Annotated in this window: 26 protein-coding genes; 13 read left to right on the forward strand and 13 right to left on the reverse strand. The window is 68.5% G+C overall.

The features are described from left to right. Positions 1 to 15: 15 nt before the first annotated feature. Positions 16 to 966 carry an ABC transporter permease gene (locus tag jaqu_RS07990; RefSeq protein WP_043918442.1) on the reverse strand — a complete coding sequence of 317 codons (951 nt, stop codon included), beginning with the start codon at positions 964 to 966 and terminating at the stop codon, positions 16 to 18. 659 nt (positions 967 to 1,625) lie between these two features. On the opposite strand from jaqu_RS07990, the gene jaqu_RS07995 reads away from it, so the two are divergent. The 3 genes from jaqu_RS07995 (at position 1,626) to jaqu_RS08005 (ending at position 5,996) form a co-directional block, all read left to right on the forward strand. Then, on the forward strand, positions 1,626 to 3,275 hold the full coding sequence (locus tag jaqu_RS07995; RefSeq protein WP_043918443.1) for an electron transfer flavoprotein-ubiquinone oxidoreductase: 1,650 nt from the start codon (positions 1,626 to 1,628) through the stop codon (positions 3,273 to 3,275). Between the two features lie 231 nt (positions 3,276 to 3,506). Beyond that, positions 3,507 to 5,195 carry a tetratricopeptide repeat protein gene (locus jaqu_RS08000; protein WP_052500849.1) on the forward strand — a complete coding sequence of 563 codons (1,689 nt, stop codon included), beginning with the start codon at positions 3,507 to 3,509 and terminating at the stop codon, positions 5,193 to 5,195. Between the two features lie 6 nt (positions 5,196 to 5,201). Next, complete coding sequence (locus jaqu_RS08005; RefSeq protein WP_043918444.1) at positions 5,202 to 5,996, forward strand: 4-(cytidine 5'-diphospho)-2-C-methyl-D-erythritol kinase; 795 nt, start codon at positions 5,202 to 5,204, stop codon at positions 5,994 to 5,996. Between the two features lie 4 nt (positions 5,997 to 6,000). Here jaqu_RS08005 and jaqu_RS08010 read toward each other — a convergent pair whose 3' ends face one another. Then, a complete protein-coding gene (locus jaqu_RS08010) occupies positions 6,001 to 6,933 on the reverse strand; it encodes a polyprenyl synthetase family protein (protein WP_084629566.1) in 933 nt (310 codons plus the stop codon). A 111-nt stretch (positions 6,934 to 7,044) separates the two neighbouring features. Between jaqu_RS08010 and jaqu_RS08015 the strand changes: the two genes are divergently transcribed. The 3 genes from jaqu_RS08015 to jaqu_RS21030 all read left to right on the forward strand — a co-directional run bounded on the left by jaqu_RS08015 (position 7,045) and on the right by jaqu_RS21030 (position 8,267). Continuing rightward, a complete protein-coding gene (locus jaqu_RS08015) occupies positions 7,045 to 7,257 on the forward strand; it encodes a putative signal transducing protein (RefSeq protein ID WP_043918446.1) in 213 nt (70 codons plus the stop codon). After that, positions 7,254 to 7,988, forward strand: coding sequence for a tRNA1(Val) (adenine(37)-N6)-methyltransferase (locus jaqu_RS08020; protein ID WP_236687817.1), 735 nt, complete (start codon positions 7,254 to 7,256; stop codon positions 7,986 to 7,988). The genes jaqu_RS08015 and jaqu_RS08020 overlap by 4 nt, the downstream gene beginning before the upstream one ends. Positions 7,989 to 8,093: 105 nt before the next feature. Beyond that, complete coding sequence (locus jaqu_RS21030) at positions 8,094 to 8,267, forward strand: YdcH family protein (protein WP_084629563.1); 174 nt, start codon at positions 8,094 to 8,096, stop codon at positions 8,265 to 8,267. A gap of 116 nt (positions 8,268 to 8,383) precedes the next feature. On the opposite strand, the gene gcvA is transcribed toward jaqu_RS21030, so the two are convergent. The 3 genes from gcvA to jaqu_RS08035 form a co-directional block, all read right to left on the reverse strand. Continuing rightward, positions 8,384 to 9,334: a transcriptional regulator GcvA gene (gene gcvA, locus jaqu_RS08025; RefSeq protein ID WP_043918447.1), complete on the reverse strand. Its 951-nt coding sequence runs from the start codon at positions 9,332 to 9,334 to the stop codon at positions 8,384 to 8,386. A gap of 476 nt (positions 9,335 to 9,810) precedes the next feature. Beyond that, entirely contained in the window at positions 9,811 to 10,533 is a 723-nt protein-coding gene (gene phbB / locus jaqu_RS08030; RefSeq protein WP_043918448.1) for an acetoacetyl-CoA reductase, read from the reverse strand. 22 nt (positions 10,534 to 10,555) lie between these two features. Then, positions 10,556 to 11,407, reverse strand: a complete 852-nt coding sequence (locus tag jaqu_RS08035) for a patatin-like phospholipase family protein (protein ID WP_043918449.1) — start codon at positions 11,405 to 11,407, stop codon at positions 10,556 to 10,558. Between the two features lie 72 nt (positions 11,408 to 11,479). Here jaqu_RS08035 and jaqu_RS22220 point away from each other — a divergent pair, with 72 nt between their 5' ends. After that, positions 11,480 to 11,611 carry a hypothetical protein gene (locus jaqu_RS22220; RefSeq protein ID WP_269078984.1) on the forward strand — a complete coding sequence of 44 codons (132 nt, stop codon included), beginning with the start codon at positions 11,480 to 11,482 and terminating at the stop codon, positions 11,609 to 11,611. A gap of 133 nt (positions 11,612 to 11,744) precedes the next feature. On the opposite strand, the gene jaqu_RS08040 is transcribed toward jaqu_RS22220, so the two are convergent. From jaqu_RS08040 to jaqu_RS08050, 3 genes are all read right to left on the reverse strand, one after another. Further along, positions 11,745 to 12,920 (reverse strand): acetyl-CoA C-acetyltransferase, encoded by a 1,176-nt coding sequence (locus tag jaqu_RS08040; RefSeq protein WP_043918450.1) that lies wholly within the window; start codon positions 12,918 to 12,920, stop codon positions 11,745 to 11,747. 187 nt (positions 12,921 to 13,107) lie between these two features. Beyond that, on the reverse strand, positions 13,108 to 13,923 hold the full coding sequence (locus jaqu_RS08045; RefSeq protein ID WP_043918451.1) for an EAL domain-containing protein: 816 nt from the start codon (positions 13,921 to 13,923) through the stop codon (positions 13,108 to 13,110). Between the two features lie 36 nt (positions 13,924 to 13,959). Then, positions 13,960 to 14,517 carry a type 1 glutamine amidotransferase domain-containing protein gene (locus jaqu_RS08050; protein ID WP_043918452.1) on the reverse strand — a complete coding sequence of 186 codons (558 nt, stop codon included), beginning with the start codon at positions 14,515 to 14,517 and terminating at the stop codon, positions 13,960 to 13,962. A 57-nt stretch (positions 14,518 to 14,574) separates the two neighbouring features. Between jaqu_RS08050 and jaqu_RS08055 the strand changes: the two genes are divergently transcribed. Next, a complete protein-coding gene (locus jaqu_RS08055) occupies positions 14,575 to 15,150 on the forward strand; it encodes a DNA-3-methyladenine glycosylase I (protein WP_043918453.1) in 576 nt (191 codons plus the stop codon). Here jaqu_RS08055 and gghA read toward each other — a convergent pair. The 4 genes from gghA to lgt form a co-directional block, all read right to left on the reverse strand. Further along, positions 15,137 to 17,509, reverse strand: a complete 2,373-nt coding sequence (gene gghA / locus jaqu_RS08060) for a glucosylglycerol hydrolase (protein WP_043918469.1) — start codon at positions 17,507 to 17,509, stop codon at positions 15,137 to 15,139. The two genes, jaqu_RS08055 and gghA, sit on opposite strands and share 14 nt — an antisense overlap. 69 nt (positions 17,510 to 17,578) lie before the next feature. Then, on the reverse strand, positions 17,579 to 19,780 hold the full coding sequence (glgB, locus tag jaqu_RS08065) for a 1,4-alpha-glucan branching protein GlgB (RefSeq protein ID WP_043918454.1): 2,202 nt from the start codon (positions 19,778 to 19,780) through the stop codon (positions 17,579 to 17,581). A 61-nt stretch (positions 19,781 to 19,841) separates the two neighbouring features. Further along, positions 19,842 to 20,882, reverse strand: coding sequence for a class I SAM-dependent methyltransferase (locus jaqu_RS08070; RefSeq protein WP_043918455.1), 1,041 nt, complete (start codon positions 20,880 to 20,882; stop codon positions 19,842 to 19,844). A gap of 65 nt (positions 20,883 to 20,947) precedes the next feature. Continuing rightward, positions 20,948 to 21,844: a prolipoprotein diacylglyceryl transferase gene (gene lgt, locus jaqu_RS08075; RefSeq protein WP_043918456.1), complete on the reverse strand. Its 897-nt coding sequence runs from the start codon at positions 21,842 to 21,844 to the stop codon at positions 20,948 to 20,950. 99 nt (positions 21,845 to 21,943) lie between these two features. Between lgt and jaqu_RS08080 the strand changes: the two genes are divergently transcribed. From jaqu_RS08080 to jaqu_RS08100, 5 genes are all read left to right on the forward strand, one after another. Beyond that, positions 21,944 to 22,183, forward strand: a complete 240-nt coding sequence (locus jaqu_RS08080; protein WP_043918457.1) for an accessory factor UbiK family protein — start codon at positions 21,944 to 21,946, stop codon at positions 22,181 to 22,183. Then, positions 22,180 to 22,362 carry a hypothetical protein gene (locus jaqu_RS08085; protein ID WP_043918458.1) on the forward strand — a complete coding sequence of 61 codons (183 nt, stop codon included), beginning with the start codon at positions 22,180 to 22,182 and terminating at the stop codon, positions 22,360 to 22,362. Before jaqu_RS08080 ends, jaqu_RS08085 begins: the two co-directional genes overlap by 4 nt. 3 nt (positions 22,363 to 22,365) lie before the next feature. Then, positions 22,366 to 22,695, forward strand: coding sequence for a DnaJ family domain-containing protein (locus jaqu_RS08090; RefSeq protein WP_043918459.1), 330 nt, complete (start codon positions 22,366 to 22,368; stop codon positions 22,693 to 22,695). A 67-nt stretch (positions 22,696 to 22,762) separates the two neighbouring features. Beyond that, positions 22,763 to 23,620, forward strand: coding sequence for a hypothetical protein (locus jaqu_RS08095; RefSeq protein ID WP_141134321.1), 858 nt, complete (start codon positions 22,763 to 22,765; stop codon positions 23,618 to 23,620). A gap of 102 nt (positions 23,621 to 23,722) precedes the next feature. Next, positions 23,723 to 24,187, forward strand: a complete 465-nt coding sequence (locus jaqu_RS08100) for an MmcB family DNA repair protein (protein ID WP_089268368.1) — start codon at positions 23,723 to 23,725, stop codon at positions 24,185 to 24,187. Between the two features lie 159 nt (positions 24,188 to 24,346). Here jaqu_RS08100 and ruvB read toward each other — a convergent pair whose 3' ends face one another. Further along, positions 24,347 to 25,366, reverse strand: coding sequence for a Holliday junction branch migration DNA helicase RuvB (gene ruvB, locus jaqu_RS08105; RefSeq protein WP_043918461.1), 1,020 nt, complete (start codon positions 25,364 to 25,366; stop codon positions 24,347 to 24,349). Between the last annotated feature and the right edge of the window lie 267 nt (positions 25,367 to 25,633).

Raw genomic sequence — 25,633 nt, forward strand, 5'->3', positions numbered from 1 at the left:
CTCCCGCGGGTCGGGCTACCGCGCACGGGGTCGCCTCAGGCGCGGATCGGCCAGCGTGTAGGCGACCTCGACCAGGAAGGTGACCAGGATCACAGCCGCCACCAGCAGCATCGTCACCGATTGCACGACGATCAGGTCGCGCGCCGTGATCCCCTGGAAGATCAGCCGCCCCAAGCCCGGCAGAAAGAAGACGTTCTCGATGATGATCGCCCCGGCCAAAAGGAAGCTGAATTGCAGGCCCATGATCGTCAGCACCGGGATCAGCGCGTTGCGCAGGGCGTGGCGCCAGACCACGGCCCGGCGGCTCAGCCCCTTGGCGCGGGCGGTGCGGATATAGTCCTGATCCAGCGTGTCCAGAACGGCCGAGCGCAGGACCCGCGCCAGGATCGACGCCTGCGGCAGGGCCAGCGCGACTGCGGGCAGCGTCAGCGCCTTGAGCGCGCCGCCCGGATCGGACCAGCCGGGAAAGCCGCCGGCGCTGAACCAGCGCAGCCCGACGGCGAAGACGAGCACCAGCAGCATGGCGAACCAGAAATTCGGGATCGCGATGCCGAGCTGCGTCGCGCCCATCACGCCCCAATCCGCCGGCCCGCCCCGCCGCGTGGCCGCCAGCAGGCCCACGGGCAGGGCGATGGCCACGGTGAGCGCCAGCGATAGCAGCGCCAGAGGCACGCTCACGCCCACCCGGTCGGCCACCAGTTCGGCCACGGGCACGCGGTAGGTGTAGGACGTCCCGAAATCCCCGCGCAGCATGCCCCCGGCCCAGCCCAGATACCGCTCCGCCAGCGACCCCTCCAACCCCAGTTCGGCGCGCAGGGCGGCCACGGTGTCGGGCCGCGCATTCAGGCCCAGCATGAAGGCCGCCGGGTCGCCGGGAACCGCCTGCAACGCCAGAAAGATCACCACGCTCGCCACGACCAGCGACAGGACGAGCGAGACGGCGCGACGGGCGAGGGCGGACAGCATGCGCCGACGCTACCGCGCCCGCGGGCGGGGGTGAAGCGCGGTGTCGGGGGCGGGCCGGCTTGCTTTCATGCAGCGCCGGATCCCATGCGCGAACGGGCGATCTGCGTGCCGTCGGGGGCGCGACCAGGGGGACATGCGACGACGAGGCTGCTCATCGCCTGTCGCCCGGCGCGCGTCCGTATGGACGCCCGCCGGGGTTGGCGTCGTCTGCACGATCGACGTTCCGGTCAGTGCGAGCCCGAGCGACGTGATCCTCTTCCGCGCACCGGGCGTTGTCGCGAAAACCGAGCCCGCCGCCGACGCCCGGCCGGGCAGAAGTGAGGTCTGGCAGAGGCCCCGTTCTCCCGTCCGTGAAGCTGGCCCCGTGTCCCCCGCTCCGGTCCTGGTCGTCGCGGATGCAGCCGTTCATCTTCGTAAACGTGGGAGCCGCAGAAAGCCCGGCACCGCCTGTGCAGACGGGGGGTGCACGGGGGGTGCACGGGGGGTGCACAGCGATTTTAGGTCCAGATTCCGGCTCTGGCGCCCGATCTGGCCCTATCGTTAACCTCGGTTAACGCGCTGTCCGCCCCCGCGACATGATGTTGCGTCACGATTGACCCCGGGACAACCGATGCCCATACCACGCCGCAACTTTGCATGTGCAGCATCAGGGGAAAGCCATGGCCGAAGCCGTCGAACGCGAGAGCATGGAATACGATGTCGTCATCGTCGGCGCCGGTCCGGCGGGCCTGTCCGCCGCCATCCGCCTCAAGCAGCTCGACGCCGATCTCAACGTCGTGGTGCTCGAGAAGGGCTCCGAGGTCGGCGCCCATATCCTGTCGGGCGCGGTCCTCGATCCGGTCGGTCTGGACGCGCTGATGCCCGACTGGAAGGACAGGGGCGCGCCGCTGAACGTGCCTGTAACCTCCGACAAGTTCTACGTTCTGGGCGAGGAGGGGCGCGTCGGCGTCCCCACCGCCATGATGCCGCCGCTGATGTCGAACCACGGCGCCTACATCGTCTCGATGGGCAATGTCTGCCGCTGGATGGCCGAGCAGGCCGAGGCGCTGGGCGTCGAGGTCTTCCCCGGCATGGCCTGTTCGGAACTGGTCTTCGACGGCGACCGGGTGGCCGGCGTGGTGGCCGGAGAGTTCGGCAAGAACCCCGACGGCACCATCGGCGACGGCTACGAGCCGGGGATGGAGCTGCGCGGCAAGTACGTCCTGCTGGGCGAAGGCGTGCGTGGCAGCCTCTCCAAGCAGGTGATCGCGAAGTACGGTCTCGACGCCGATGCCGAGCCGCAGAAATACGGCCTCGGCATGAAGGAGCTGTGGGAGATCGACCCCGCGAAGCACAAGCCCGGCAGCGTCCTGCACACGATGGGATGGCCGCTGGGCTCGAATGCCGGCGGGGGCTCCTTCATCTATCACCTTGACAACAATCAGGTCTATGTCGGCTTCGTCGTCCACCTGAACTACAAGAACCCCTATGTGAACCCGTACCTGTCGTTCCAGCAATTCAAGCACCATCCCATGGTCGCAGAGCTGCTGGAGGGCGGAAAGCGGGTGTCCTACGGCGCCCGCGCGATCACCGAGGGCGGCTGGCAATCGCTGCCCAGGACCGTCTTTCCCGGCGGCGCGCTGCTGGGCTGTGCGGCGGGCATGGTCAATGTCCCGCGCATCAAGGGCAACCATAACGCGATGCTGTCGGGCAAGGCCGCGGCCGAGGCGGCCTACGAGGCGATCCAGGCGGGGCGCGAGGGCGACGTGCTGGAGGCCTACGACACCGAAGTGCGCGACGGGGCCATCGGCAAGGACCTCAAGCGCGTACGCAACGTCAAGCCGCTCTGGTCGAATTACGGCCTGACGGCGTCGCTTGTGGGTGGCGGCTTCGACATGTGGGTGGCGAACGTCACCGGATGGAACCCGCTGGGCACCCGGAGCCACGGCAAGTCCGACGCCGCCTCGACCGAGCCCGCCTCCAAGCACAAGCCGATCGACTACCCCAAGCCCGACGGCAAGCTCAGCTTCGACCGCCTGACCAATGTGGCCTTCAGCTTCACCAACCACGAAGAGAGCCAGCCGGCCCACCTGACGCTCAAGAACCCGGACGTGCCGGTCGAGATCGACCTCAGGCAATATGACGGCCCGTCCAGCCGCTATTGCCCGGCCGGCGTCTACGAATTCGTCGGAGAAGGCGACGACGCGCGTTTCGTCATCAACTTCCAGAACTGCGTCCACTGCAAGACCTGCGACATCAAGGATCCGGCGCAGAACATCGTCTGGACCACGCCACAAGGCGGCGACGGGCCGAATTACCCGAATATGTGACCCGTAATCGGGTAACGTGCACGGGCGGCGGACAGGGCTTGATCGGGCGGCTGCTCGACCGGAGGGCTGCGTCATCCGGACGATTTCGCGCTGAAGCTGTGGCAAGATCGGGCCGACGCGCCCTGAGGGCCGCACAGGCGCGAATATCTGCCCGTGGCCGCGTTGCATCCGCGAGTCGGGACCCGTAGCGTGCGGCGACTGGCCGACCGTTCCGGCCACCGGAGGACCGCCATGTTCCGCACGCTCATTCTCGCGACCGCGCTGCTCGTGCCTGCCACGGTGCAGGCGCAGAACGTCGCCGGACCGTATCTGGCCGCCCGCGTGGCCGGGTTCTCCAACGATTATGCCGTCGCCGCGCGCAACTTCGACCGCCTGCTGCGCCGCGACGACGTTCCGGATGCCGTGTTGGACAACGCCATCGTGGTCTATTCCGCGCTCGGCCGCTTCGACCGCGCCGCGCAGGCTGCGACCCGTCTGGAAGAGATGGGCCGTCCCAGCCGGTTCGGCGCCAGCGCCCAGATGGTCGATGCGCTGATCAAGGGAGAGATCGGGCAGGCCCACGACATGCTGAGCGGCGACGAAGGCGTCGGGGGGGCCTTGCTCGACGGTCTCCTGCTGGGCTGGATCGCGATGGCCGAAGACGACCTGGACGGTGCGCGCGCGGCCTTTGACGCCCTGGCGGAACAGCCGGGCTTCGATTCCTTTGCGCATCTGCACTTGGCCTACGCGCTCGCCTCCGCAGGCGAATTCGAGGAGGCGCAGGGCCTTCTCTCCGGTGAGACGGAGGGACCGCTCAACCTGACGACCCGCGGGGTCGAGGCGCAGGCGCAGGTCCTGATGCAGCTCGACCGGTCCGACGATGCGCTTGAGCTTCTGGAACAGGCGAACGCGGCGACGAATTCCCCGATCCTACAGGATCTGCAGGCCCGCATCGAGGCCGGGGAAGAGATCCCCTGGACCTTCCTGCCGGACGCCCGCGCGGGCATGGCCGAAGCGTTCTTCACCCTCGCCGCGATCCTCGCCGGCGAGACCTCGGCGACTTTCACGCTCCTGAACGCGCAGGCGACTATCTCGCTGCGTCCCGACCATGTCGATGGCCTGATCCTCGTCGGAGAGTTGTTCGACAGCCAGGACCAGTATGCGCTCGCCGCCGAAGTGTTGCGCCGCGTGCCCGCCAATCATCCGGCCTTCTTCGGGGCGGAGATCGCGCGGAGCGAAGTGCTGCTCTCCTCCGAACGGGAAGAGGCCGCCGTCGAAGTGTTGCAAGGACTGACCCGCGACCTGCCGGAAAACGCGAATGTCTGGATTGCGCTTGGCGACACCCTGCGGCGTCTCGACCGGTTCGAGGGCGCGGCGGACGCCTATAACAGGGCGATCGATCTGCAGGACGAGATCGAGCCGCGCGACTGGTTCCTGTTCTACGCCCGCGGCATCGCCTACGAGCGGACGGACCGCTTCGATCTGGCGGAGCCGGATTTCCGCCGCGCGCTGGAGTTGAACCCGGATCAGCCGTTGGTGCTGAACTATCTCGGCTATTCGCTGGTCGAGGAACGCATCAAGCTGGACGAGGCGCTGGACATGATCGAGCGCGCCGTCGAGGCGCGACCCGACGACGGCTACATCACCGACAGTCTGGGCTGGGTGCTCTATCGCCTCGGCCGGTTCGAAGAGGCGGTCGCCCCGATGGAGCGGGCGGTGCAACTGACGCCGCTCGACCCGCTCATCAACGACCATCTGGGCGACGTGCTCTGGATGGTGGGCCGCAAGCGCGAGGCGCGGTTCCAGTGGCGCCGGGCCCTGAGCCTCGAGCCCGAGGAGCAGTCCGAGGTCGAGCGCATCCGCCGCAAGCTGGATGTCGGGCTCGACGTCGTGCTGGAGGAGGAAGGCGGCGTCGGCGCACGGGAGACCGCGCAGGACTAGGCCCGCGTGACGGCCCATGTCGCGCCGGCCAAGGTCAACCTGTCGCTGCATGTGACGGGGCGGCGGGCGGACGGTCGCCATGATCTGGACAGTCTCGTCGCTTTTGCCGATGTCGGTGACCGCCTCACGGTCGCGCCGGGGGACAGGCTGTCCGTCAGCGGACCCTTCGCCGCCGGTGTTCCGACGGATGACAGCAACCTGATCCGCCGCGCCTTGCGGGAGGCGGGCGAGAGGCGCAACGTGGCCCTCGACAAACGGCTGCCCCACCCCGCCGGGATCGGCGGCGGCTCGTCGGATGCGGCGGCGGTGCTGAGGGCGGTCGGGACGGATCTTTCGGTCGAGACGCTGATGGCTTTGGGGGCGGACCTGCCGGTCTGCCTGCTTGCGCGGGGCGCGCGGATGCGCGGCGCCGGAGAGCGGGTGGAGCCCGTCGACTTGCCGCCCCTTCCCGCGGTGCTGGTCAATCCGGGTGTTCCCGTGCCCACCGGCGCCGTCTTTGCGGGCCTCGCGCGTCGTGACAATGCGCCCATGCCGGACCGGTTGCCGGACTGGCCCGACGCCGCCGCCCTGACCGACTGGCTGACCGGGATGCGCAACGATCTGGAGCCGCCGGCGCGGGCGTTGGCGCCCCCGATCGACGAGGCGCTTGCGGCCCTCCGCGACAGCGGGGCCGACCTCGCTCGTATGTCGGGATCCGGGGCGACCTGCTTCGGCCTCTATGCCGACAAGACAGGGGCCGAGCGCGCGGCGGCGGCGCTCGGACGTCCGGACTGGTGGGTGCAGGCGACCGTTCTGAGCTAGCGACCTATTCGGCCCGCGCGACCACGTAATCGGCCAGATCCGCCAGCAGATCGCGCAGGTCGTGCGGCGGCAGACGGTCCAGAGCGGCCTTGGCCCGGTCACGCCAGGCCAGCGCCTCGCTCCGGGTCTCCTCCAGGGTGCCATGCCGCTCGACGATGGCGCGCGCGCGCCCGAAATCGTCCGAACGGCCCTTTTCGATCGCTTCCCGCCAGAATGACCGCTCCTCTTCGTCGCCGCGCTCCAGCGCACGGATCACGGGCAGCGTCAGCTTCCCCTCGCGGAAATCGTCGCCGAGATTCTTGCCGATCCCGTCGCCCGCCCCGCCGTAATCGAGCCAGTCGTCGACCATCTGGAAGCTGATCCCCAGCGCGTCGCCGAATTCGGCCAGCGCGCGCACCTGATCCTCGGGCGCGCCGGCGAGGACGCCGCCCACCTCGGCCGCGGCCTCGAACAGGGCGGCGGTCTTGCCGCGGACGACGCGCAGATAGGTCTCTTCGGTCGTGGCGAGGTTTCTCGCGGCAGAGAGTTGCAGCACCTCGCCCTCGGCGATCGTGGCGGCGGCGCCGGACAGGATGTCGAGCACGCGCAGGGATCCCGTCTCGACCATCAACTGAAAGCTGCGCGCGAACAGGTAATCCCCCACGAGCACGCTGGACGGATTGTCCCAGAGCAGGTTCGCCGTCGGCCGCCCCCGTCGCTGGGTGCTTTCGTCGACGACATCGTCATGCAGCAGCGTCGCGGTATGAATGAACTCGACCGTGGCGGCCAGCTTGATATGGTCCTCGCCCTCATGGCCCATCATCCGGGCCGTGGCGACCGTGATCAGCGGCCGCACCCGCTTGCCGCCGCCGCCGACCAGATGGGCCGTCACCTCGGGGATGCGGGGCGCATGCTCGCTGGCCATCCGTTCCCGGATCAGGGCATCCACCGCGGCCATCTCGGACGAGAGCGCGGCCGCCAGACGTTCGTGCGGCTTGGGGGGCTGGGCGTCGTTCACGCGGGCGTCTCCGTCTCGACAGGGGCGCGTGGCCCGCTTAGCTGTGATGCGATGAGGGAACTGCTCCGAACGAACGACCCGACGGTCATCGCCTTCGCCACCGCGCTGCTGGAAGGCGAGGGTATAGACGTCTTCGTGCTGGACGCAAACACGTCCGTTCTGGAAGGCTCGATCGGGATCCTGCCGCGCCGTATGATGGTGGCGGATCGGGATCATTTCGTCGCCTCGGCCGTCTTGCGGGACAACGAGATCGACATCGCGTGACCAAGCCGATCCTGACGATGATGCTGGGCGAACGGGTCCGCATCATGCGTCCGCCCGGCGGCTTTGCGCCCGGGTCCGACGCCGTCCTGCTGGCGGCCGCTTGCCCGGCGCGGGCGGGCGCCAGCGTCCTGGATCTGGGATGCGGGGCGGGGGCGGCGATGCTCTGCGTTGCGGCGCGCGTCCCCGGCGTCGAGTTGACCGGTCTGGACGTCCACCGCGACTCGGTCGGGTGGGCGGGGCGGAACCTGGATGACAATTGTGCCGACGGGGCCGCGCTTCACGGCGACGTGGCGGACCCCCCGGCGGCCGTGCGGGCCCGGCAATTCGACCACGTGATCTGCAACCCGCCCTATTTCACGGAAGGATCGGCCTCTCCCGACCCCGCGCGGGAGGCGGCGCGACGAGGGCTCGACCTCGGTCCATGGCTGCAAACAGCGCGCCGAAGAGTCGCGCCCAAGGGCAGCGTCACGTTCATCACGCGGGCCGACCGCCTCGCGGACGTCTTGGCGGGAATGGAGGGGCTGGGCGGCATCGCCATCCTGCCGCTGGCCCCGCGCGCAGGCCAGCCCGCGGGCCGCGTCATCGTGCAGGGACGCAAGGGGGCCCGCGCGCCGTTGAAAATACTGCCGCCCTTCGTGCTGCATCGCGGCGACGCGCATCAGGATGGCGATCGACACACGCCCGAAGCGCGAGCAGTGCTGCGCGATGCCGCGCCACTTCCGTTAACTTAGCTCACATCTCGCGCAACATTCCGCACTGCGGCGGGTAATTTCCGTGACAGACCTTATCTTCCGTGATGCACTGACCCTGCAACACCAACCGGAGAGGAGACGTCCATGTCGCTGAGCTCGCACCTTCAGGAATTGAGGAAGAAGCACGAGACCCTTTCCCGACAGGTCGAGGAGGAGGCCCGCAATCCGGCGACGGATACGCTGGTGCTGTCCGACCTCAAGAAGCGCAAGCTGGCGATCAAGCAGCAGATCGAGCGTCTGAACTCGGCGCCTGCGTGACCTGAGCGATCCTGTATTCCAGTCGAAGGCCCGCCCGCCCGGCGGGCCTTTTCCGTTCCGGCCTCGTGCGTCGACCCCGGCCCGTCGATGTCTGCCCGCGCGCTCTGAAGCATTCGTCAGAGCAGGTCTTCCACCGGAACCATGCGATGCCCGGCGCCGTGATCTTCCATGGCGCCGATCTCGGCGCTGAGCCAGTCGAGAAAGGCGCGCGTGTAGGGCCGGTTCTGCGCGCCTTCGGGACAAAGCACCCGGAAGTGAGCCCGAGGCACCAGCGCGATGTCGAACGGCGCCACCAGCGCGCCGGATCGCAGCGCGGCGTCCGCCAGGCTGCCCCGGCCCAGCACGACCCCGGCCCCCGCCTGCGCGGCGTCCAGCGCGTGATCGGCCTGGCTGAACCGGGGGCCATGCATGTCGGGCGGGGTCACGCCGGCGGCCCGGAACCAGACCGGCCAATCCATCGGAGGATCGAAGAAGGCGGTATCGTCCTGATGGATCAGCGTGGCGGAGCGCAGGCTCTCTGGTGTGGGGAAATCGCCCGCGAGATCGGGATGCATCATCGGCGTCATCCATTCGCGGATCGCGAGGGCCTGATGCAGATCTTCCTCACCCCGCGCGGGCGGGATGCCGAAGCGGATCGCGAGGTCGATATCGTCGCGCGCGAAATCCAGGAGGCGCAAGGTAGCCGAGAAACGCAGCTCCACCTCGGGATGCTCTCGCGCGAAGAGGAACATGCGCGGGGCAAGCCAGCGGGCAGTGAAGGCGGGGCCCGCGGTGACGGTCAGGACCCCGGCCTCCTGCGTGCGGCAGGCGGCCCGCCATGCCGTCTGGAGTGCCCCGAAGCCTTCGGTCGTGCCGGGGGCGAGGGCCGCCCCGGCTTCGGTCAGTTCGACCCGCCGGTTCAGGCGACGGAAGAGGGCGGCGCCCAGATGCTCCTCCAGGGCCTTGATCTGGAACGAGAGCGCCGCGGGCGTCACGTTCAGTTCGGCCGCGGCATCCCGGAACGAAAGGTGCCGTGCTGCGGCTTCGAAGGCGCGGAGGGCGGTGAGAGGGGGCAGGCGATCGGGCATGTTCAGAACAGTATATCTTAACTGAAAGCCTGAAAAGTCTCGTTTGTCGCAGGGATCGCAGGGGTCCATGTTGAGGGCAGGACAAGAATCCCTGACCCGACGGAGAGCCGCCATGATGTTCGAGACCACGCCCACCCGCCATCACCAAGCCGCCATGCAACGCGCCCGGGCCGAGCGGGGCAATGTGCTGCGCCGCCTGTTCGGCCTGATCCCGCTGCGGTAACGGCCCGAGATGTCCTGCGGTCGCCGCCGGTCCCCTCCGCAGCGGCCGAAGACAGACCGGCCCGGCGGATCGCTCCGCCGGGCCGGTCTATTTGGCACCAAGTTGGCTCCGGGGCTGCGACCGGGTCGTTCAATCTTGCAAAGCTCGCAACTTCGAACGCGGCGAAGACGGCCGGCCTCGGAGATCCGCGGCTCGCGCGGACCGGCCGGTCGTCACGGAATAGCGGGACCGGCCGGGATGTTCCGCATCGGCGTCAGGCCAGGTACTGGCCCCCATTCGCGCTGATCGTCGATCCGGTGATGAAGCCCGCATCGTCCGAGGTCAGGAAGGCCACGCAGCGCGCGATCTCCTCGGCTTCGCCCAGACGGCCGACGGGGATGGCACCGACGATGTTCTCCATGATTTTTTCGGGGATCGTACTCATCATGTCGGTGTTGATGTAGCCCGGCGCCACGACGTTGACGGTGATGCCGGCGCGCGCGCCTTCCTGGGCCAGCGCCTTGGAGAAGCCGATGTCGCCGGCCTTGGTGGCGGCGTAGTTGGCCTGGGCGAACTGACCCTTCTGGCCGTTGATCGAGCTGATCGTGACGATCCGGCCGAACTTGCGCTCGCGCATCCCGCCCCAGACGTTGTGCGTCATGTTGAAGACGCCCGTGAGGTTCGTGTCGATCACCTGATGCCATTGCTCGGGCGTCATCTTGTGGAACGGCGCGTCGCGGGTGATCCCCGCATTGTTCACTAGGATATCGACCGGGCCCAGATCGCTTTCGATCTGCGCGATACCCGACTTGCAGGCCTCGTAATCGGCGACGTCCCATTTGTAGGTTTTGATGCCGGTCTCGTCGGTGAACTGCTTTGCGCGTTCGTCGTTGCCGGCATAGGTCGCGGCGACCTGACAGCCCTGTTCCTGCAGGGCCTTCGAGATGGCGGCGCCGATGCCGCGCGACCCTCCGGTGACGAGTGCGATACGTGCCATGGTTGTCTCCTCCTGTGGTAAATCAACGTCTTGCGAGCCAATCCCGGCCGTCCTTCCCGCCGAGCGCCCAGGCTTCGTGCAGGAGGTCGGGATCGGTGAAATCGAGCTTGGAACCGGACAGGACCGTCTCGGACGGTTCGACATAGTCGATCCGGTCCGGATCGTCGTCCGGCAGCGAGTGGAACCGCTTGGTCAGAAGGACGAGCGTGCGGCCCTCGTCTGGGTCGGGCAGGGGGGCCTTGTCGACCATGCCGCCGTCATAGATCGGCTCTCCGTCCCAATCGTCGGGGCGGAAGGCGGGGGGCACGGTGGCCGCCATGCGGATCAGGTCGGGCAGCATGCCGTCGCGGGCGGCCTGTCGTGCGTCGATGAGGCGCTGTTCCACGCCGGCGCTGGCGGACAGGCGTGGCCGGGGCGTGGGAGCGACCGCCTGTTCGGCCTGATAGATCGTGCCCGCGACCAGGGCGCGCAGCGTCGCGCCGGACGCGTCGCCCACGGTGGAGACGTTCACCTGGAAGGCCGGGCCTTCGGCGATACGGGCCTGCGCGGCGGCGTCGATCACGTCCTCGACGATCGCTTCGTAGACGCGCTGATGGGGGGTGCGGCCGTGGTCGTCGTCCATGTCGTCCAGTGTCACGTTCCAATCGGTCCGGCGCACCGCGCGGACGAACCGGTCGAAGAGCCGGGTCTCGCGGCCAGCGATCCAGGCCGCCGCCGAAAGCGCGCCGCCGGAAGAGCCGGTGATGCGGGCCGGACGGAATTCGAGACTTTCGCCCACCGCCTCCATCCAGCCGCCATGCCAGAAGCAGCGCAGTCCGCCGCCCGAAAAGACGATCTGCTCGTAGGGCGCGGGTCTGGGGGCGCCGTCACTCATCCGGACAAGAAATTCTTGAGTGTTAACGTGTGCACCCCCTGTGCACCCCCTGTGCACCCCCCGTCTGCACGAATGGCTGACGGACGGATGGCGCGTCGCCTCGGGTGGCCCGTCCGGGGACGGATCGCACGGGGCATCGAGCCCCGTGCGATCCGCGCCTCCGGCGGGAGTATTTCGACCGAGAAGAAGCTGGAACGCGCTTGACGATCGGAGCGCGTGGATCCCTGGCCGGTCTGCCGTGCCGGGCTGACGGGCGAGGCCCCGGAAACGAGGGGTGGGAAGGTGGTCGGATGGCCCATCGGCGCGCGTTGGCGGGGCCGGAGCCCCGCCGGCGGGGTCACGGACGCTCGACGCAGAGGGCCACGCCCATGCCGCCGCCGATGCAGAGCGTGGCGAGCCCCTTCTTGGCGTCGCGGCGCTTCATCTCGAAGAGAAGCGTGTTGAGGACGCGGCAGCCGGACGCACCGATCGGGTGACCGATGGCGATGGCCCCGCCATTCACGTTCACGATCTCGGGGTTCCAGCCCATGTCCTTGTTCACCGCGCAGGCCTGGGCGGCAAAGGCCTCGTTCGCCTCGACCAGATCGAGGTCGTCGACCTTCCATCCGGCCTTTTCCAGCGCCTTGCGCGAGGCGTGGATCGGGCCCACGCCCATGATCGACGGGTCGAGGCCGGCGGTGGCATAGGAGGCGATGCGGGCCAGCGGTTCGATCCCGCGCTTTTCGGCGTCTTCGGCGGACATCAGAAGCGTGGCGGCGGCGCCGTCATTGAGGCCCGAGGCGTTGGCGGCCGTCACGGTGCCGTCCTTGGCGAAGGCCGGTCGCAGGCTGGACATCTTGTCGAGGGTGGCGCCGTGGCGGATGTATTCGTCCTGATCGACGACGGTGTCGCCCTTGCGGCCCTTGACCGTGTAGGCGACGATCTCGTCGGCGAACTTGCCCGCCTTCTGCGCGGCTTCGGCCTTGTTCTGCGAGGCGACGGCGAACTCGTCTTGCTGTTCGCGCGAGATCTGCCACTTCTCGGCGACGTTCTCGGCCGTCTGGCCCATGTGGTAGTTGTTGAACGCGTCCCAGAGGCCGTCGCGGATCATCGTGTCGACGAGCTTCATGTCGCCCATCTTCTGGCCCGCGCGCATCGCCTGGGCGTGGGGGGCGAGGGACATGCTTTCCTGCCCGCCTGCGACGACGATGGCGGCATCGCCCAGCTGGATGTGCTGGGCGCCCAGCGCCACGGCGCGCAGGCCCGAGCCGCAGACCTGGTTGATGCCCCAGGCGGCGGCCTCTTGCGGGAGGCCCGCGTTGATATGGGCCTGGCGGGCGGGGTTCTGGCCCTGCGCGGCGGTCAGGACCTGACCCAGGATCGTCTCGGAGACCTCGGACTTGTCGACCCCGGCGCGGGCGACGACCTCTTCGATGACGGCGGCGCCCAGATCGTGGGCAGGCACGTTCGCGAAGCTGCCGAGGAAGCTGCCGACCGGGGTACGGGCGGCGGAGGCGATGACGACGTTGGTCATGGGAAATCTCCTGTCGGTCCTGGCCCGCTGGATGCGGGGTCTTGGATCGGGCCTTAGCGCGTGGAGCGGGCCGATGCAAAGCGCCGTTCGTCGGGGTGGACGGGATCGGTCCCCGCGGGCGGGGTGCGCGCAAGAATGTTGCGCGTCTGAGGGACATCTTCGACCGGGGCGGCGGGGGCGCGCGGTGTCAGCCTGCCATTCGTCCGGGGGGCACGTACCAGCTGGGACGGGTTTCGGGGGCGCCGTAATAGTAGCCCTGCATGCAGTCGATGCCGACGGAGGCGAGGAAATTCGCCTCCCCCTTGGTTTCGACCTTTTCGGCGACGGTGAACATGTCGAACTTCTGGCCCAGGGTCACCAGCGCGTCGAGGATGCATTGGTTGTCGGGGTCGCGGTCGCAGCCGCGCACGAAGCCGCCGTCGATCTTGATGATGTCGAAGTAGAATTCCTTGAGGTGGCGGAACGAGGTCGTGCCTGCACCGAAATCGTCCAGCGCGAAGGTGATGCCCTTGTCCTGAAGATCGGCCATGAAGGTCTTGACCAGTTCGGGGACCTGCATCGCGCTGGTTTCCGAGATTTCGAGGATCAGGCGTTCGCCCACCGTATCGTCGCGCGAAAGGCCGCGTTTGAGGACCTGCATCCATTTCGGGTAGCCGACGGAACGCGCGGACATGTTGATGGCCAGTCGCAGGCGCGGGTGACGGGCGAGCGCGCCGAGGCCGCAGCGCAGGGCGGCGCAGTCGATCTGGCGGCCCAACTCCTGCGCTTCGACCACGCCCATGAACTGACCGGCGGGAATGATGTGGCCCGTATCGTCGAGCAGGCGAACCAACCCTTCGTGAAAGACCGTCTCGCCGGTGGCGGCGCCGATCACGGGCTGAAAGGCGAGCGTGACGCGGTTCGCGTTCAGCGCCTCGTGAACCATTTCCATGACCGACCGGTCCTTGGCGTTGATCACGTAGGAGAACGGGTCGGCGTCTTCGGCGAAGGACGGGTCTCTCATGCCCGTCCTTCTGCCATGTGGGGGGTTAAGGTTCGGTCAAGCCGCGGCGCGGCCGCCGTCGCCTTCGATCGCCTCGACCAGGGCGGAGACGAAATCGCCCAAGTCGTCGGGATTGCGCGAGGTGATGAGCCCGCCGTCACGCACGACGGAGCTATCCTCGACCTGCGCCCCGGCATTCTTCAGATCCGTTCGGATCGACGGGTAGCCGGTCACGCGGCGGCCGGAGACGAGGCCGGCCTCTATCAGCAGCCAGGGCGCGTGGCAGATCGCGGCGATGGGCTTGCCGGCCTCCGCGAAGGCGCGAATCAGGGCGATGGCCTCCTCGTTCACGCGCAGCAGGTCGGGATTGATCTGGCCGCCCGGCAGGACTAGGGCGTGGTAGGCGCCTTCGTCGGCATCCGAGAGCGCGAGGTCCACGGGAACGCTGTCGCCCCAATCGTCACCGCTCCACCCCTTGACGTGCCCCGACTCGGGGCTGGCGACCTGCACGGTCGCGCCTTTGGCACGGAGATCCTCCAGCGGCTTGATGAGTTCGGATTGCTCGAACCCGTCGGTGGCGAGGATAAGGACTTTGGCGTCTTGGATCGAAGTCATTTGCGTGCTCCCTTGCAGCTCTGGAAGGGCAACGGATGGCCGAAGCGGAGGGTTCCGATGGAGCGATGCGGCTGGGTGGGCGAGGACCCGCTCTATCGCGCCTATCACGACGAGGAATGGGGCGTGCCCGAACGCGACGGCCGTGCGATGTGGGAGGCGCTGCAACTGGAGGGGATGCAGGCGGGCCTGTCGTGGATCACCATCCTGCGCAAGCGCGAGGGCTTCCGCCGGGCCTTTGCCGGGTTCGACCCGGAAGTCATCGCGGGCTGGGGATCGGAGGAGGTCGAGCGGCTGCTTGGCGATCCGGGCATCGTGCGTCACCGGGGCAAGATCGAGGCGGTGATCGGAAATGCGCGGGCCTATCTGGCGATGGACGACTTCGCCGCCTGGGCCTGGGATTGGGTCGACGGCCTGCCGTTGCAGCCTGCCCGGGGCGACCTGGCGGACGTGCCCGCGAAGACGGATCTGTCCGAGTCGATTTCGAAGGCGCTCAAGAAGGCGGGGTTCCGGTTCTGCGGGCCGACGACGGTCTATGCCTGGATGCAGGCCACCGGGATGGTCAACGACCACGTGACGACCTGCGACCGGCACGCGGATCTGGCCCGCGCGCCCGCAGCGGTCACGGATCGCTGACGAAGACCAGCGCCATCGCATCCTTGAGATCGATCGGGCCCCCTTCATAGTCCGATCCGATGGGCGGCGTGCGCAGAGCGCAGCGCCACGTCCCGCGATCGAGACCGGGCACCGGCAGGGACAGGGGGTCGATCTCGCCCGTGGGCTTGCCCTCCATATGCGCGAGCGTGAAGATCCGTTCGCCGTCCGGCCCGTGGCGGAGCGAGGTAAAAACCGTCCGCCCCTCGATGGGCTGGAGGTAGTCGAAGCGATCCTCCGGGCCGTAATTTTCGCGCAGCCACGGCCGCTCGCGCCGGAAGGTGCGGACGGCAAGACAGAACGCGGCCTGATCGGCGTCGAGAGAGGGCAGGGAATTGGAGACGTTGCAGTAATCGTGCATGTCGTCCATCCACGCGCGCGCGCATTCCTTCAGCGTGGCTTCGGTGAATTCCGATGGGCCGGCCAGCGCGGGCTCCGAGGCGTTCAGAAGGCGCGTGATCTCCGAGAGGTTGTACTCGGTCACCTCGACCAGGGCTGGCAGGAATTCGAGAAAGCGCGCGAGGTCGGCGCGGGTCTCGAAGCCGAGCGCCTTGAGCCGGCGGAAGTTCTGCGGCACCGAATAGCTGTATTCGTCCACCTGCCATTTCAGGCTGATCGCCTCTTCGGCGACGACCTTCACGCCGTAGCGGTCGTCCTGATTGCGGATAAACCCCCAGCTTGCCCGCGCCATGGCGTTCAGAAAGTCCATCGGTACGCCGGGCATCGCCACATAGGTCAGGATATGGACGGCGGGATTGTCGTAGGCCTTGTCGAGGATCTCCATCCGGGTGTTGCCGAGGCGGGTGTTCACGTTGAGCTTGGGGCTGACCTGCGTGCCCCGGCGCAGGGTGTCGTGGTTCGAGGTGCCCGAGATCCAGTTCGCGCCCACATCCACCATCTCGCGGATGCGCCAGAACTTCGACAGCCAGAACGTGTAGAGGAAGGGCGTGTTGTGGGCGAAGGTCAGCGGACCCCATTGGAACACGTCGTCGTCGCGCTGCTGCTCGATCACCGAGCGGTAGGTCGAGGACAGTTCCCAATCCTCTTCGGGCCAGGGGCGGCCGTCCTCGAAAACGAACCACGGGCGATAGCGGGTTCCGGCCACCTCCTGTTCGAGATCGGCCATGGCCTGCAGGTAGTCGTCGTCATGGCGCAACGTCTGGGCGGCGGCGTCCCACCACTTGAAATCCTGCGCGCCGTCCACGCGGACGCCATCGGCGCCGAAATCGATCTTGCGGCGCTGCATCTCCAGCAGGATCGCCCGCACCGTCGGGTTCTGGTAGTCGAGGTTCTGGCCGTACATGTTCGGGCCCGCGAAGTAATGCCCGTTGAGCGCGCGCAGGCCCTGATTGTCGGAATGGCCGAACACCACGTCGAGGATCAGCTTCTTGGGCTTCGACGGGAAGGTGTGGAGCACCGATGCGAGGTCCACCAATTCGTCCGGACGGCCCGATTCCAGCAGGACCGGGTTCACGGTGGCCATCCCCGAGATCACGACGTCGTAGCCCCAGTTCGTCGTGTCGGGCCTGAACAGCGAGACCGTCAGGTCGTCTTCGCCGTCCCCGGTTTCCTGCCAGAAGTCGGGGCCGGCCTCGTAGACGGTGGTCGGCTCCACCGGCAGAAGCTGGACGGCGTCATAGCCCAGGAAGAGCTGGTCGGCAGGCTCCAGCGGGAGGTCGCGGGACACCCGTTCGGCCAGGCGCCGGTAATGGCGGGTCAGGCTGGCCAGCGTGCCGCCCGCGGTGGCGGTGGGCACGTGGATCTGGAGGATGTTCACCGGAGGGCCCTGCTTGACCGGGCCTTCGCCTCCGGCCAGCGCCTCGAAGTAGGCGCGGTCGCCGCGCCCCGCCTGCATCGCGTCCACGTCGTAGAGTTCGGCCGGGGCCATCGCGCCGAAGGGAAGCGACATGGCGAGCGGGTCGAGGATGCGATGCCAGCGGTCTTCGGCATCCCGCCAGGTGAGCGCGTAGAAGTCGCCGACCCGATCCCGGGTGCCCGCCTGCATGCCGGTCACGGCGGTGAAGCAATGGGCCTCTTCCCGTACGACGGGGATCCAGGCGCGCTCGAATCGGATGGTCTGGTGGGCGCGGGTTAGGTCGAGCGGCTCGGACGGGCGCAACACCTCGAGGAAGATGTCGCCGGCGGGCACGTTGGCGTCCAGCAACTCGGGCACCCAGAAGCCGAAGACCGCCGCGCCGTCGCGCAGGTGCGCGCCCAGGCGGCGGGCGATGACGCGTTCGCCTTCGAAGCTGTTCTGCGCGCCGATCAGGGCGTCGCGCGCGGCCTCGGCCTCGGCGCGGGCCGCTTCATCGACGAATGCGATGGAGTCCTTGAGTGACATCTGGTCCTCCCCTTGCGCCCCGTTCCGGAGCGCCATTGGCCGCCTCCGGCATGCGGATGCGACGGTAGTTCAGGTTACCGTGGTGAAAAAGACGGTGGACAGCGGCGGCAGGCGGATCGACGCGCTGGCCAATTGGCCCTGATGGGACACCCGATCCCCGTGGATCGTTCCGCCATTGTCCCGCCCGGCGCCGCCATAGGTCGTGGCATCGGTGTTCAGAGCTTCGGTCCACGTCCCCGCGTAGGGCAGGCCGATCCGGTAGTCGCGGTATTCCGACGTCGAGAAATTGCAGACGATTACCGCGTTGCCGTCCTCCGCCCCGCCGCGGCGGATCCAGGCATAGGTCGCGCCCTCGACATCGTCGGCTTCGAGCCACTGGAAGCCGTCGGCTTCGCAATCCTTGCGATGAAGCGCGGGCGTGGCCCGGTAGAGCGCATTGAGGTCCCGCACGAGGCGCTGCACGCCCGCATGATCCGGATCGTCGAGCAGATTCCAGTCTATCTGTCCGTCGTGATCCCATTCGGAGGGCTGGGCCAGCTCTTGCCCCATGAACAGGAGCTTCTTTCCCGGATGGCCCCACATGAAGCCGTAATAGGCGCGCAGACCGGCCAGCCTGGCCTCCCGCTCGCCCGGCATCTTGCCCAGCATCGAGCCCTTGCCGTGCACCACTTCGTCATGGCTGATCGGCAGCACGAAGTTCTCCGAGAAGGCATAGGTGAGGCCGAAGGTCATCCGATGGTGGCGGTCCCGGCGTCGGCCCGGATCCGCGCGGATGTAGTCGAGCGTGTCGTTCATCCAGCCCATGTTCCACTTGAAGCCAAAGCCCAGCCCGCCGTCGAAGACGGGTGCCGAGACCTTGGGGAAGGCCGTGCTTTCCTCGGCGATGGTCATGGTTCCGGGATGGGTGCCGTAGGTCGCGGTGTTGACCGCGCGCAGCACGTCCATGGCCTCGTAATTCTCGCGCCCGCCATCGGCGTTGGGGATCCATTCGCCGGGTTTGCGCGAATAGTCACGATAGAGCATCGACGCGACCGCATCCACGCGCAGGCCGTCGGCATGGTATTCCTCGAGCCAGAAGAGCGCGTTGGAGACGAGGACGTCCTTTACCCAGGGCTTGCCGTAATCGTAGATCAGGGTGTTCCAGTCCTGATGGAAGCCCTCGCGCGGGTCCGCATACTCGTAAAGCGGCGTGCCGTCGAAACATCCCAGCCCGTGGGGGTCGGTGGGGAAGTGGCCCGGAACCCAGTCGAGGATCACCCCGAGCCCGGCCCGGTGCGCGGCGTCCACCAGATCGCGGAACTCGTGCGGCGGGCCGTGGCGGATCGTCGGCGCGAAGAGGCCGACGGGCTGATAGCCCCAGGAGCCGTCGAACGGGTGTTCGGAGATGGGCATGAGTTCGATATGGGTAAAACCCATCTCGGCCGCGTAGGTGACCAGTTCCTCGGCGGCCTCGCGATAGGAGATCGGCCGGCCCTCCGCCTTCCGGCGCCAGGAGGCGAGATGGACCTCGTAGATCGAGATCGGCGCGGCACGGTCGTTGCGCGCGGCGCGTATGTCCCTCCACTCCGCGTCGTCCCAGCCATAGCCCCGGATGTCGCGCACGACCGAAGCGGTCTCCGGAGGATGGGTGGCGCCGAAGCCGAACGGATCGGCCTTCAGCGGCAGGAGCGCGCCGTCCGGGCCGAGGATCTCGTACATGTAGGCCTCGCCCTCGCCGATGCCGGGGACGAAGATCTCCCAGATGCCGGACAGGGGAAGCCGCCGCATCGGATGGCGCCGCCCGTCCCAGGCGTTGAACGCGCCCACCACAGAGACGCGCCGGGCCGCTGGTGCACGGACGGCGAAGTGGGTCCCTTCGCGCCCCTGATGCATCATCGGATGCGCCCCGAGCACGTCCCAGAGGCGTCCGTGGGTGCCGTCTGCGATACGCCGTTCGTCTACGGGTCCGAGGACGGAGGCGAAGCTGTAGGGGTCCTCGAACTCCCACGAGTGGCCCTCGGGCGTGGTCGCCCGGAGCTTGTAGGCGGCTGCGGTCCCGATCGGGCCGGAGAAGAGGCCCTCCGCGCCGGCGACCGACGGAAGATCGACAGGCGGCGCCGCAGGACGGATGGCGGAGACGCTCCGCGCACCGGGGATCAGCACGGTGACAGTGCGGTGCCCGGCGATTTCGTGAGGTCCGAGGACGGAGAACGGGTCCGGATGGGTGCCCGCCAGAAGCCGCGCGTAATCCTCTGTTCGCGGGGCGGGAGGCGTCTCGCTCTTGTCTGGCATGGCCCCGCAGAGGGTAGTACGCCGACGTCCGGATACAATCTGCGCGTGCCCGGGACACGCGTCAGGTGCCCGGTACGGGCGGGGCACCGGGGCGTGTGAGGGCGATGACCTTGAAGAGGTCGCCCATCTCTTGCGGATGGGTCAGGCGGCGATGGGCGGCAACGATGGCGTCCAGATCGGCGCCCGTCTTGCCGCGGGCAAGGGCCTGAGCGCGGGCGGTGATGCCGAGGCGTTCCAGCCAGACGCCCTGTGGGGTCATGGCAGAGGCGGCGGTGGGCGGGGCCGCCCTCGCGACGGCCTCGAAGTCGACATGCGCCGTCAGGTCGGCCGTGCCCGGCGCGTTCAGCGGGTCGACGGTCGATCCCGCGCGCAGCGCCTGAAGCGTGTCCCCCTGAGAGCGCCAATGCCCGTAATCCACGAAGATCGCCGCACCGCCCGTGGCGACCCGCGCGGCGACGGCGCCGACGATGGCGGGCAGGGCGGGGCAAAGCTCCACGATATTGCCGGCGGGAAGGTCGGTGTGGTGGTCGAGCTCCGGCACGGGGCTGGGGGGCGTGGCGGCGCGGGTCAGGACGCCGCCACGCTCGGCGATGACGATTTCGGACCAGCCCGCTTCCTCGCGGCGCCATTGGCGGATCGGCAGGGCGTCGAGGAACTCGTTGGCCACCAGCAGGAGAGGGCCGTCCGGCAGGTCGTCCACGTGATCGTGCCAGGTGGCGTTGGGCAGGCGCCGCGCCTGCTCGGCCCGGAGGGTTGGCGAGACCTCGACCAGATGCAGGCGGATCGCGTCGTGAAAGCCGGGCACGCGGGCCGTCGCGCGCAGGGCATCGGCCATGAGCGTGCCACGGCCGGGCCCCAGCTCGGCAAGCGTGACCGGTGCGGGGGCGCCCTGATCCAGCCAGGCTTGCGCGAGCGCGAGGCCCACCATCTCGCCGAACATCTGGCTGATCTCGGGCGCGGTGGTGAAGTCGCGGCCAAGCGGGTCGCGGGTGGTGTAGTAGCCCAGGGTCGGGTGGGTCAGCGCCTCGGCCATGTAGGCCGAGAGCGGCATCGGCCCGTCGGCGCGGATGCGGGCCAGAAGATGATCGGCGAGGCTCGGCATGGGTCCGGCGGGGGGCTAGCCCCCCGTACCCCCCAGAGTATTTGTGCCGAGAAGAAGGGGACAGGTCATGCGGCTCTGGGTCGGCGCCGCAGGGCCCAGGCGATCACGGCGACGCCCACGACAAGCATCGGCAGCGACAGGACCTGCCCCATGGTCAGCCCCCAGACCGGCCCGCCGATCACATGGCCGAGCGGGTTGTCTGGCGTGATGTATTGTGCGTCGGCGACCCGGAAATACTCGACGAAGCTGCGCGCCGCGCCGTAGCCCGCGAGGAACAGCCCGAAGATCAGGCCCGGCCGACGCAACCCGCCGCGCGCCGCGACGATCCACAGCACGAGCAGGAGCACCGCGCCTTCCAGGATCGCCTCGTAGAGTTGCGACGGGTGCCGCGCGCAGAGCCCGGCCACGCCGGGGCAGTCCTGCGCCGCCGCACCGGGGAAGATCACCCCCCACGGGAGGTCCGTGGGCCGCCCCCAGAGTTCCGCGTTGATGAAGTTGGCGACACGGCCGAAGAAGAGCCCCAGCGGCGCCACCAGCGCGCCGAGATCCCAGAGCGAGAGGACCGGGCGCCCCTTTCGCCTGCCCCAGATCCCCAGCGCCACGAGGACGCCCAGCGCACCGCCATGAAAGCTCATCCCGCCCTGCCAGACGGCCAGGATCTCGGCCGGGTTCGCGAGGTAGTAGCCCGGCTGGTAGAAGAGCACGAAGCCCAGCCGTCCGCCGAGGATGATGCCGAGCACGACCCAGGTGACCAGATCCTCGAGGTCCGCGCCGGTCACGGGCGGCTGCCCGGCCGGCCACCAGGCCCCGCGCAGCATCGCCAGCCGCGCCAGCGCGAAGCCGCCGAGGATCCCCGCGATATAAGCCAGGGCATACCAGCGCAGGGCGAAGGTGAAGCCGCCGATCTCTATCGAGAAGAGTTCGGGCGAGATGTCGGGGAAGGGGATCGCGAAGGGAACCATGGGCGCGGGATGGCGCGCGGGTCCGCGCGCGTCAAGCGGACGGTTGTGGCCGGCGCACGGGCATCCCATATGATCGGGTGACGCAAAAGGAGGCGCATCATGCAGACCCGCAACCGTTTCATGGACGACATCGGTCAGCTGATGACCAACGCGATGGGCGTGGCCCAGGGCGCGCGCGCCGAGGCCGAGACGGCCTTCAAGTCGATGATGGACCGCTGGATGGCGGACCGGGACTTCGTCACCCGCGAGGAATTCGACGCGGTCCGCGCCATGGCCCAGAAGGCTCGCGAGGAGAACGAGGCCCTCAAGGCGCGGATCGAGGCGCTGGAAGGCAAATGAGACGCAAGCCCGCCGAGGCGAAGGCGGACGCCGCGCTCACCAAGCGGATCGCCGCCGCGCGCACGGCTCTCGCCACGGCCGTGGGTGCCGCGTCCCGCCGGGCCGCGATGGCGCGCCTGCTGGACCTGCTGACACGGCGGGCCGTCGCCCGGGACGGGCAATCCAAGATCAAGGGCTGAGCTTTGGGGACGCTGCGCTACCTCGCCGAGCGCCTGATCGGACGCGCAGAGGCGGAGGGGGACCTGCGGGGGCTGAAGGGCGAGGGGCAGCCGTTGCCGCAGCCCGAGGGCGGCGCCTTCGTCGATCCCGTCGAGGCGGCGGGCTTCCGCATCATGGCGCGCGAGGGGGCTTTGCCTCCGGAGGTGATCCTGGCCCAGCAGGCGAACGCGCTGCGGGCGGAGTTGAAGGACGAGTCCGATCCCGAGGCGCGCAAGGCGCTGATGCGGCGGCTGGCGGATATTGAAATGCGCCGCGCGATGCGGATGGAGGGGCGCCGGCGCGGGCGGTTCTGACGGCGGTGACCCGGAATGCCTCATCCGGTCGGGTGTCCTCTCATGGACCGAGAGAGGGGTGGCCCAGGTGACCGAAGCCATCTGGATCGCCGCCGGGAACAATGCCGATCTTTGCGCAGCGATCTTTCGTGCCCACGGCCTGCGGTTCGAGCGCGACGACCGGTTGTTGCGCTGTCTGGACGCGCCGCCGCCATTCTATCCCGGCATCGTGACGCTGCATCCCGACGTCGATCCGGACGAAATCCTGGGGTTGGCGGGACGGGGCGCGGTCGCGATCAAGGACAGCTTCGCGACACTCGATCCGACGCCCCTGGGCTGCGTCGTCCTGTCGGAGGCCTGCTGGATCGAATGCGATCCCTGCGCGGGCGCGATGCCCGAAGGATGGGGGCGGGTCGAGGATCCGGCCGCCTTCTCCGCCTGGCGCAGGACGTGGCGCGGAGATGCCGGACCGGATGCAGACTGCGTCTTTCCCGATCCCTGCCTTGAGGCGCCGGACCTCGCCTTCCTCGCCCGGTGGGAGGGCGCACGGATGCGCGCGGGATGCCTCGCAAACCTGTCGGAGGCAGTCGTCGGATTGTCGAACGTCTTCGGTCTGGGGCAGGACCCGTCCGGTTTCGCACAGGCGTTGCATGCGGCGGGCTCGTTCGGTGGAGCCCGCACGGTCGTCGGCTACGAGAACGGCGATCGGCTCACGGCCGCCCGCGCGGCAGGATTCCGGGAGATCGGCTGCCTGCGGATCCTCGTGCCGAAGGACGGACGAGGGAAAAAGGTGCGGAAACCACCACGACCGTCGGACGTACATTCCCGAGGACCTGTATATACAGGTGGGCGCCAGGTAACTCGGCCAGGGCCGCGACAGAGCCAGCTCCCTCGGAATTGCTTAAGGCCACCGGAATTTCGCCACATGGGACGGGAAGGGCAGTAACCGCCCGCATGATCTAGGCGGCAGGATGCCGCGCATCAATGGGTGTCATCTGCGACGCTTCGGTCTGGACACCGATTCACGGTTCGTTCACTAATAATGCCCATGCTCGACGCGTCCGATCCCGCGGGTTCGCCGCCGCTGCAGCCCGGCCAGGTCCTGGCCCGGGGCGTGGCGCGGCATCTGCGCGACCATGACTTCGCCTGCCTGGAGGAGTTCGTGCCCGAGCGGGGGTTGCGGATGGACCTTTTGGCCGTCGGCCCGAAGGGCGAACTCTGGTGCATCGAGTGTAAGTCCTGCCGCGCGGACTTCACCAGCGACGGCAAATGGGAGGGGTATCTGCCATTCGCCGACCGGTTCTTCTTCGCGGTCGATTGCGACTTTCCGACAGAGATCCTGCCCGATGCGGCGGGGCTGATCATCGGCGACGGGTTCGGGGCCGAAGTGGTGCGCATGCCCGAAGCGATGCCCGTGGCGACCGCCCGGAGGCGCAAGCTGACCCACCGCTTCGCGCGCGTGGCCGCCCAACGGTTGCACCGGATGCGCGATCCCATGGGAATGCTGCTCTAGGCCACCGCTCCGGGTCAATGGGGGAAAGACCTCCGCTTCTTCTCGGCACAAATACTCCCGCCGGAGGCATCCCGCCCGTGCATCTCGGACGGAGGGTCGCGCTGCATCTGCAAGCCGGTGCGCGACCGGGCGGCGATGTCTGGGTCCCGGCCTGGTCGCCTATTCGAACAGCCCGCCCTGGTCGAGCCGGTCCGGAGCGGCGAGGCCGATATGGTCCCAACCCTTCCGGGCCAGCATCCGTCCGCGGGGTGTGCGGGCGATGAGGCCCTGTTGCAGAAGGTAGGGCTCGATCACTTCCTCCACGGCGTCGCGGCTTTCGGAAAGCGCGGCGGAGATCGTCTCGATGCCCACCGGGCCGCCGCCGTAATTCTCGGCGATCAGCGTCAGGTAGCGGCGGTCGGCGCCGTCAAGGCCCAGACCGTCCACACCCAGGCGGGTCAGGGCGCGGTCGGCGATGGCCTGGGTGACGGTGCCATCGCCCTCGACCACGGCGAAGTCGACGACGCGACGCAAGAGCCGTCCGGCGATGCGGGGCGTGCCACGGGCGCGGCGGGCGATCTCTCTCGCGCCGTCCTCGGTCGCGGGCGCGCCCATGAGCCGGGCGCCGCGGGTGACGATATGGTGAAGCTCCTCTACGGTGTAGAATTCCAGCCGCGTCGGGATACCGAACCGGTCCCGCAGCGGCGTCGTCAGCAGGCCCAGCCGCGTCGTGGCACCCACCAGCGTGAAAGGCTGCAGGTCGATGCGCACGGTACGTGCAGCCGGACCTTCGCCGATGACCAGATCGAGGGCGAAATCCTCAAGCGCGGGATAGAGCACCTCTTCGACGGCCGGGTTCAGGCGGTGGATCTCGTCGATGAAGAGAACGTCGCGCGCCTCGAGATTGGTCAGGATCGCGGCCAGATCGCCGGCCTTGGCGAGAACCGGGCCCGAGGTCATGCGGAACCCGACGCCCAGTTCGCGCGCCATGATCTGTGCCAGCGTCGTCTTTCCCAGCCCCGGAGGGCCATGGAACAGGACGTGATCCATCGCCTCGCCCCGGCGGCGGGCGGATTCGACGAAGACCCGAAGGTTGGCGCGCGCCTCGGCCTGGCCCACGAACTCGTCGAGCGTCTGCGGGCGCAGCGCGCGGTCGGCCTCGTCGCGGGAGGCGGGGTCGAGGAGGGGGTCACGGTCCATCGGTCGGGCCTATCTGCCGGAGAGGACGGCGAGGGACCAGCCCGTTTTGCCGGGGGCGGACCGCCGGTTCGATGCTCGTGGGATTAGTCTGACAGGCGGACGGGGGCCTGCCGGAATCGAGGATGGAAAGACGGGCTTCGAGAGCACATCACGGCATCCGATCGGTGTACCGGCGATGGCGCGGAGATCGGCGGAGATCACGCGCCTACTCACCCGGGGCGAGTGCCTGCGGCTGGGGCGTAGTCGATGTGGACGGATCCCGCCTTT

Origin of the sequence: Jannaschia aquimarina, from assembly GCF_000877395.1 — a bacterium.
Lineage (GTDB): Bacteria > Pseudomonadota > Alphaproteobacteria > Rhodobacterales > Rhodobacteraceae > Jannaschia > Jannaschia aquimarina.

Coding starts and splice junctions, on each gene's coding strand:
- jaqu_RS07990 (WP_043918442.1), bottom strand. CDS start 966: ATGCTGTCCGCCCTCGCCCGTCGCGCCGTCTCGCTCGTCCTGTCGCTG.
- jaqu_RS07995 (WP_043918443.1), top strand. CDS start 1,626: ATGGCCGAAGCCGTCGAACGCGAGAGCATGGAATACGATGTCGTCATC.
- jaqu_RS08000 (WP_052500849.1), top strand. CDS start 3,507: ATGTTCCGCACGCTCATTCTCGCGACCGCGCTGCTCGTGCCTGCCACG.
- jaqu_RS08010 (WP_084629566.1), bottom strand. CDS start 6,933: ATGGCCGCGGTGGATGCCCTGATCCGGGAACGGATGGCCAGCGAGCAT.
- jaqu_RS08015 (WP_043918446.1), top strand. CDS start 7,045: ATGAGGGAACTGCTCCGAACGAACGACCCGACGGTCATCGCCTTCGCC.
- jaqu_RS21030 (WP_084629563.1), top strand. CDS start 8,094: ATGTCGCTGAGCTCGCACCTTCAGGAATTGAGGAAGAAGCACGAGACC.
- gcvA (WP_043918447.1), bottom strand. CDS start 9,334: ATGCCCGATCGCCTGCCCCCTCTCACCGCCCTCCGCGCCTTCGAAGCC.
- phbB (WP_043918448.1), bottom strand. CDS start 10,533: ATGGCACGTATCGCACTCGTCACCGGAGGGTCGCGCGGCATCGGCGCC.
- jaqu_RS08035 (WP_043918449.1), bottom strand. CDS start 11,407: ATGAGTGACGGCGCCCCCAGACCCGCGCCCTACGAGCAGATCGTCTTT.
- jaqu_RS22220 (WP_269078984.1), top strand. CDS start 11,480: ATGGCTGACGGACGGATGGCGCGTCGCCTCGGGTGGCCCGTCCGGGGA.
- jaqu_RS08040 (WP_043918450.1), bottom strand. CDS start 12,920: ATGACCAACGTCGTCATCGCCTCCGCCGCCCGTACCCCGGTCGGCAGC.
- jaqu_RS08045 (WP_043918451.1), bottom strand. CDS start 13,923: ATGAGAGACCCGTCCTTCGCCGAAGACGCCGACCCGTTCTCCTACGTG.
- jaqu_RS08050 (WP_043918452.1), bottom strand. CDS start 14,517: ATGACTTCGATCCAAGACGCCAAAGTCCTTATCCTCGCCACCGACGGG.
- jaqu_RS08055 (WP_043918453.1), top strand. CDS start 14,575: ATGGAGCGATGCGGCTGGGTGGGCGAGGACCCGCTCTATCGCGCCTAT.
- gghA (WP_043918469.1), bottom strand. CDS start 17,509: ATGTCACTCAAGGACTCCATCGCATTCGTCGATGAAGCGGCCCGCGCC.
- glgB (WP_043918454.1), bottom strand. CDS start 19,780: ATGCCAGACAAGAGCGAGACGCCTCCCGCCCCGCGAACAGAGGATTAC.
- jaqu_RS08070 (WP_043918455.1), bottom strand. CDS start 20,882: ATGCCGAGCCTCGCCGATCATCTTCTGGCCCGCATCCGCGCCGACGGG.
- lgt (WP_043918456.1), bottom strand. CDS start 21,844: ATGGTTCCCTTCGCGATCCCCTTCCCCGACATCTCGCCCGAACTCTTC.
- jaqu_RS08080 (WP_043918457.1), top strand. CDS start 21,944: ATGCAGACCCGCAACCGTTTCATGGACGACATCGGTCAGCTGATGACC.
- jaqu_RS08085 (WP_043918458.1), top strand. CDS start 22,180: ATGAGACGCAAGCCCGCCGAGGCGAAGGCGGACGCCGCGCTCACCAAG.
- jaqu_RS08100 (WP_089268368.1), top strand. CDS start 23,723: ATGCTCGACGCGTCCGATCCCGCGGGTTCGCCGCCGCTGCAGCCCGGC.
- ruvB (WP_043918461.1), bottom strand. CDS start 25,366: ATGGACCGTGACCCCCTCCTCGACCCCGCCTCCCGCGACGAGGCCGAC.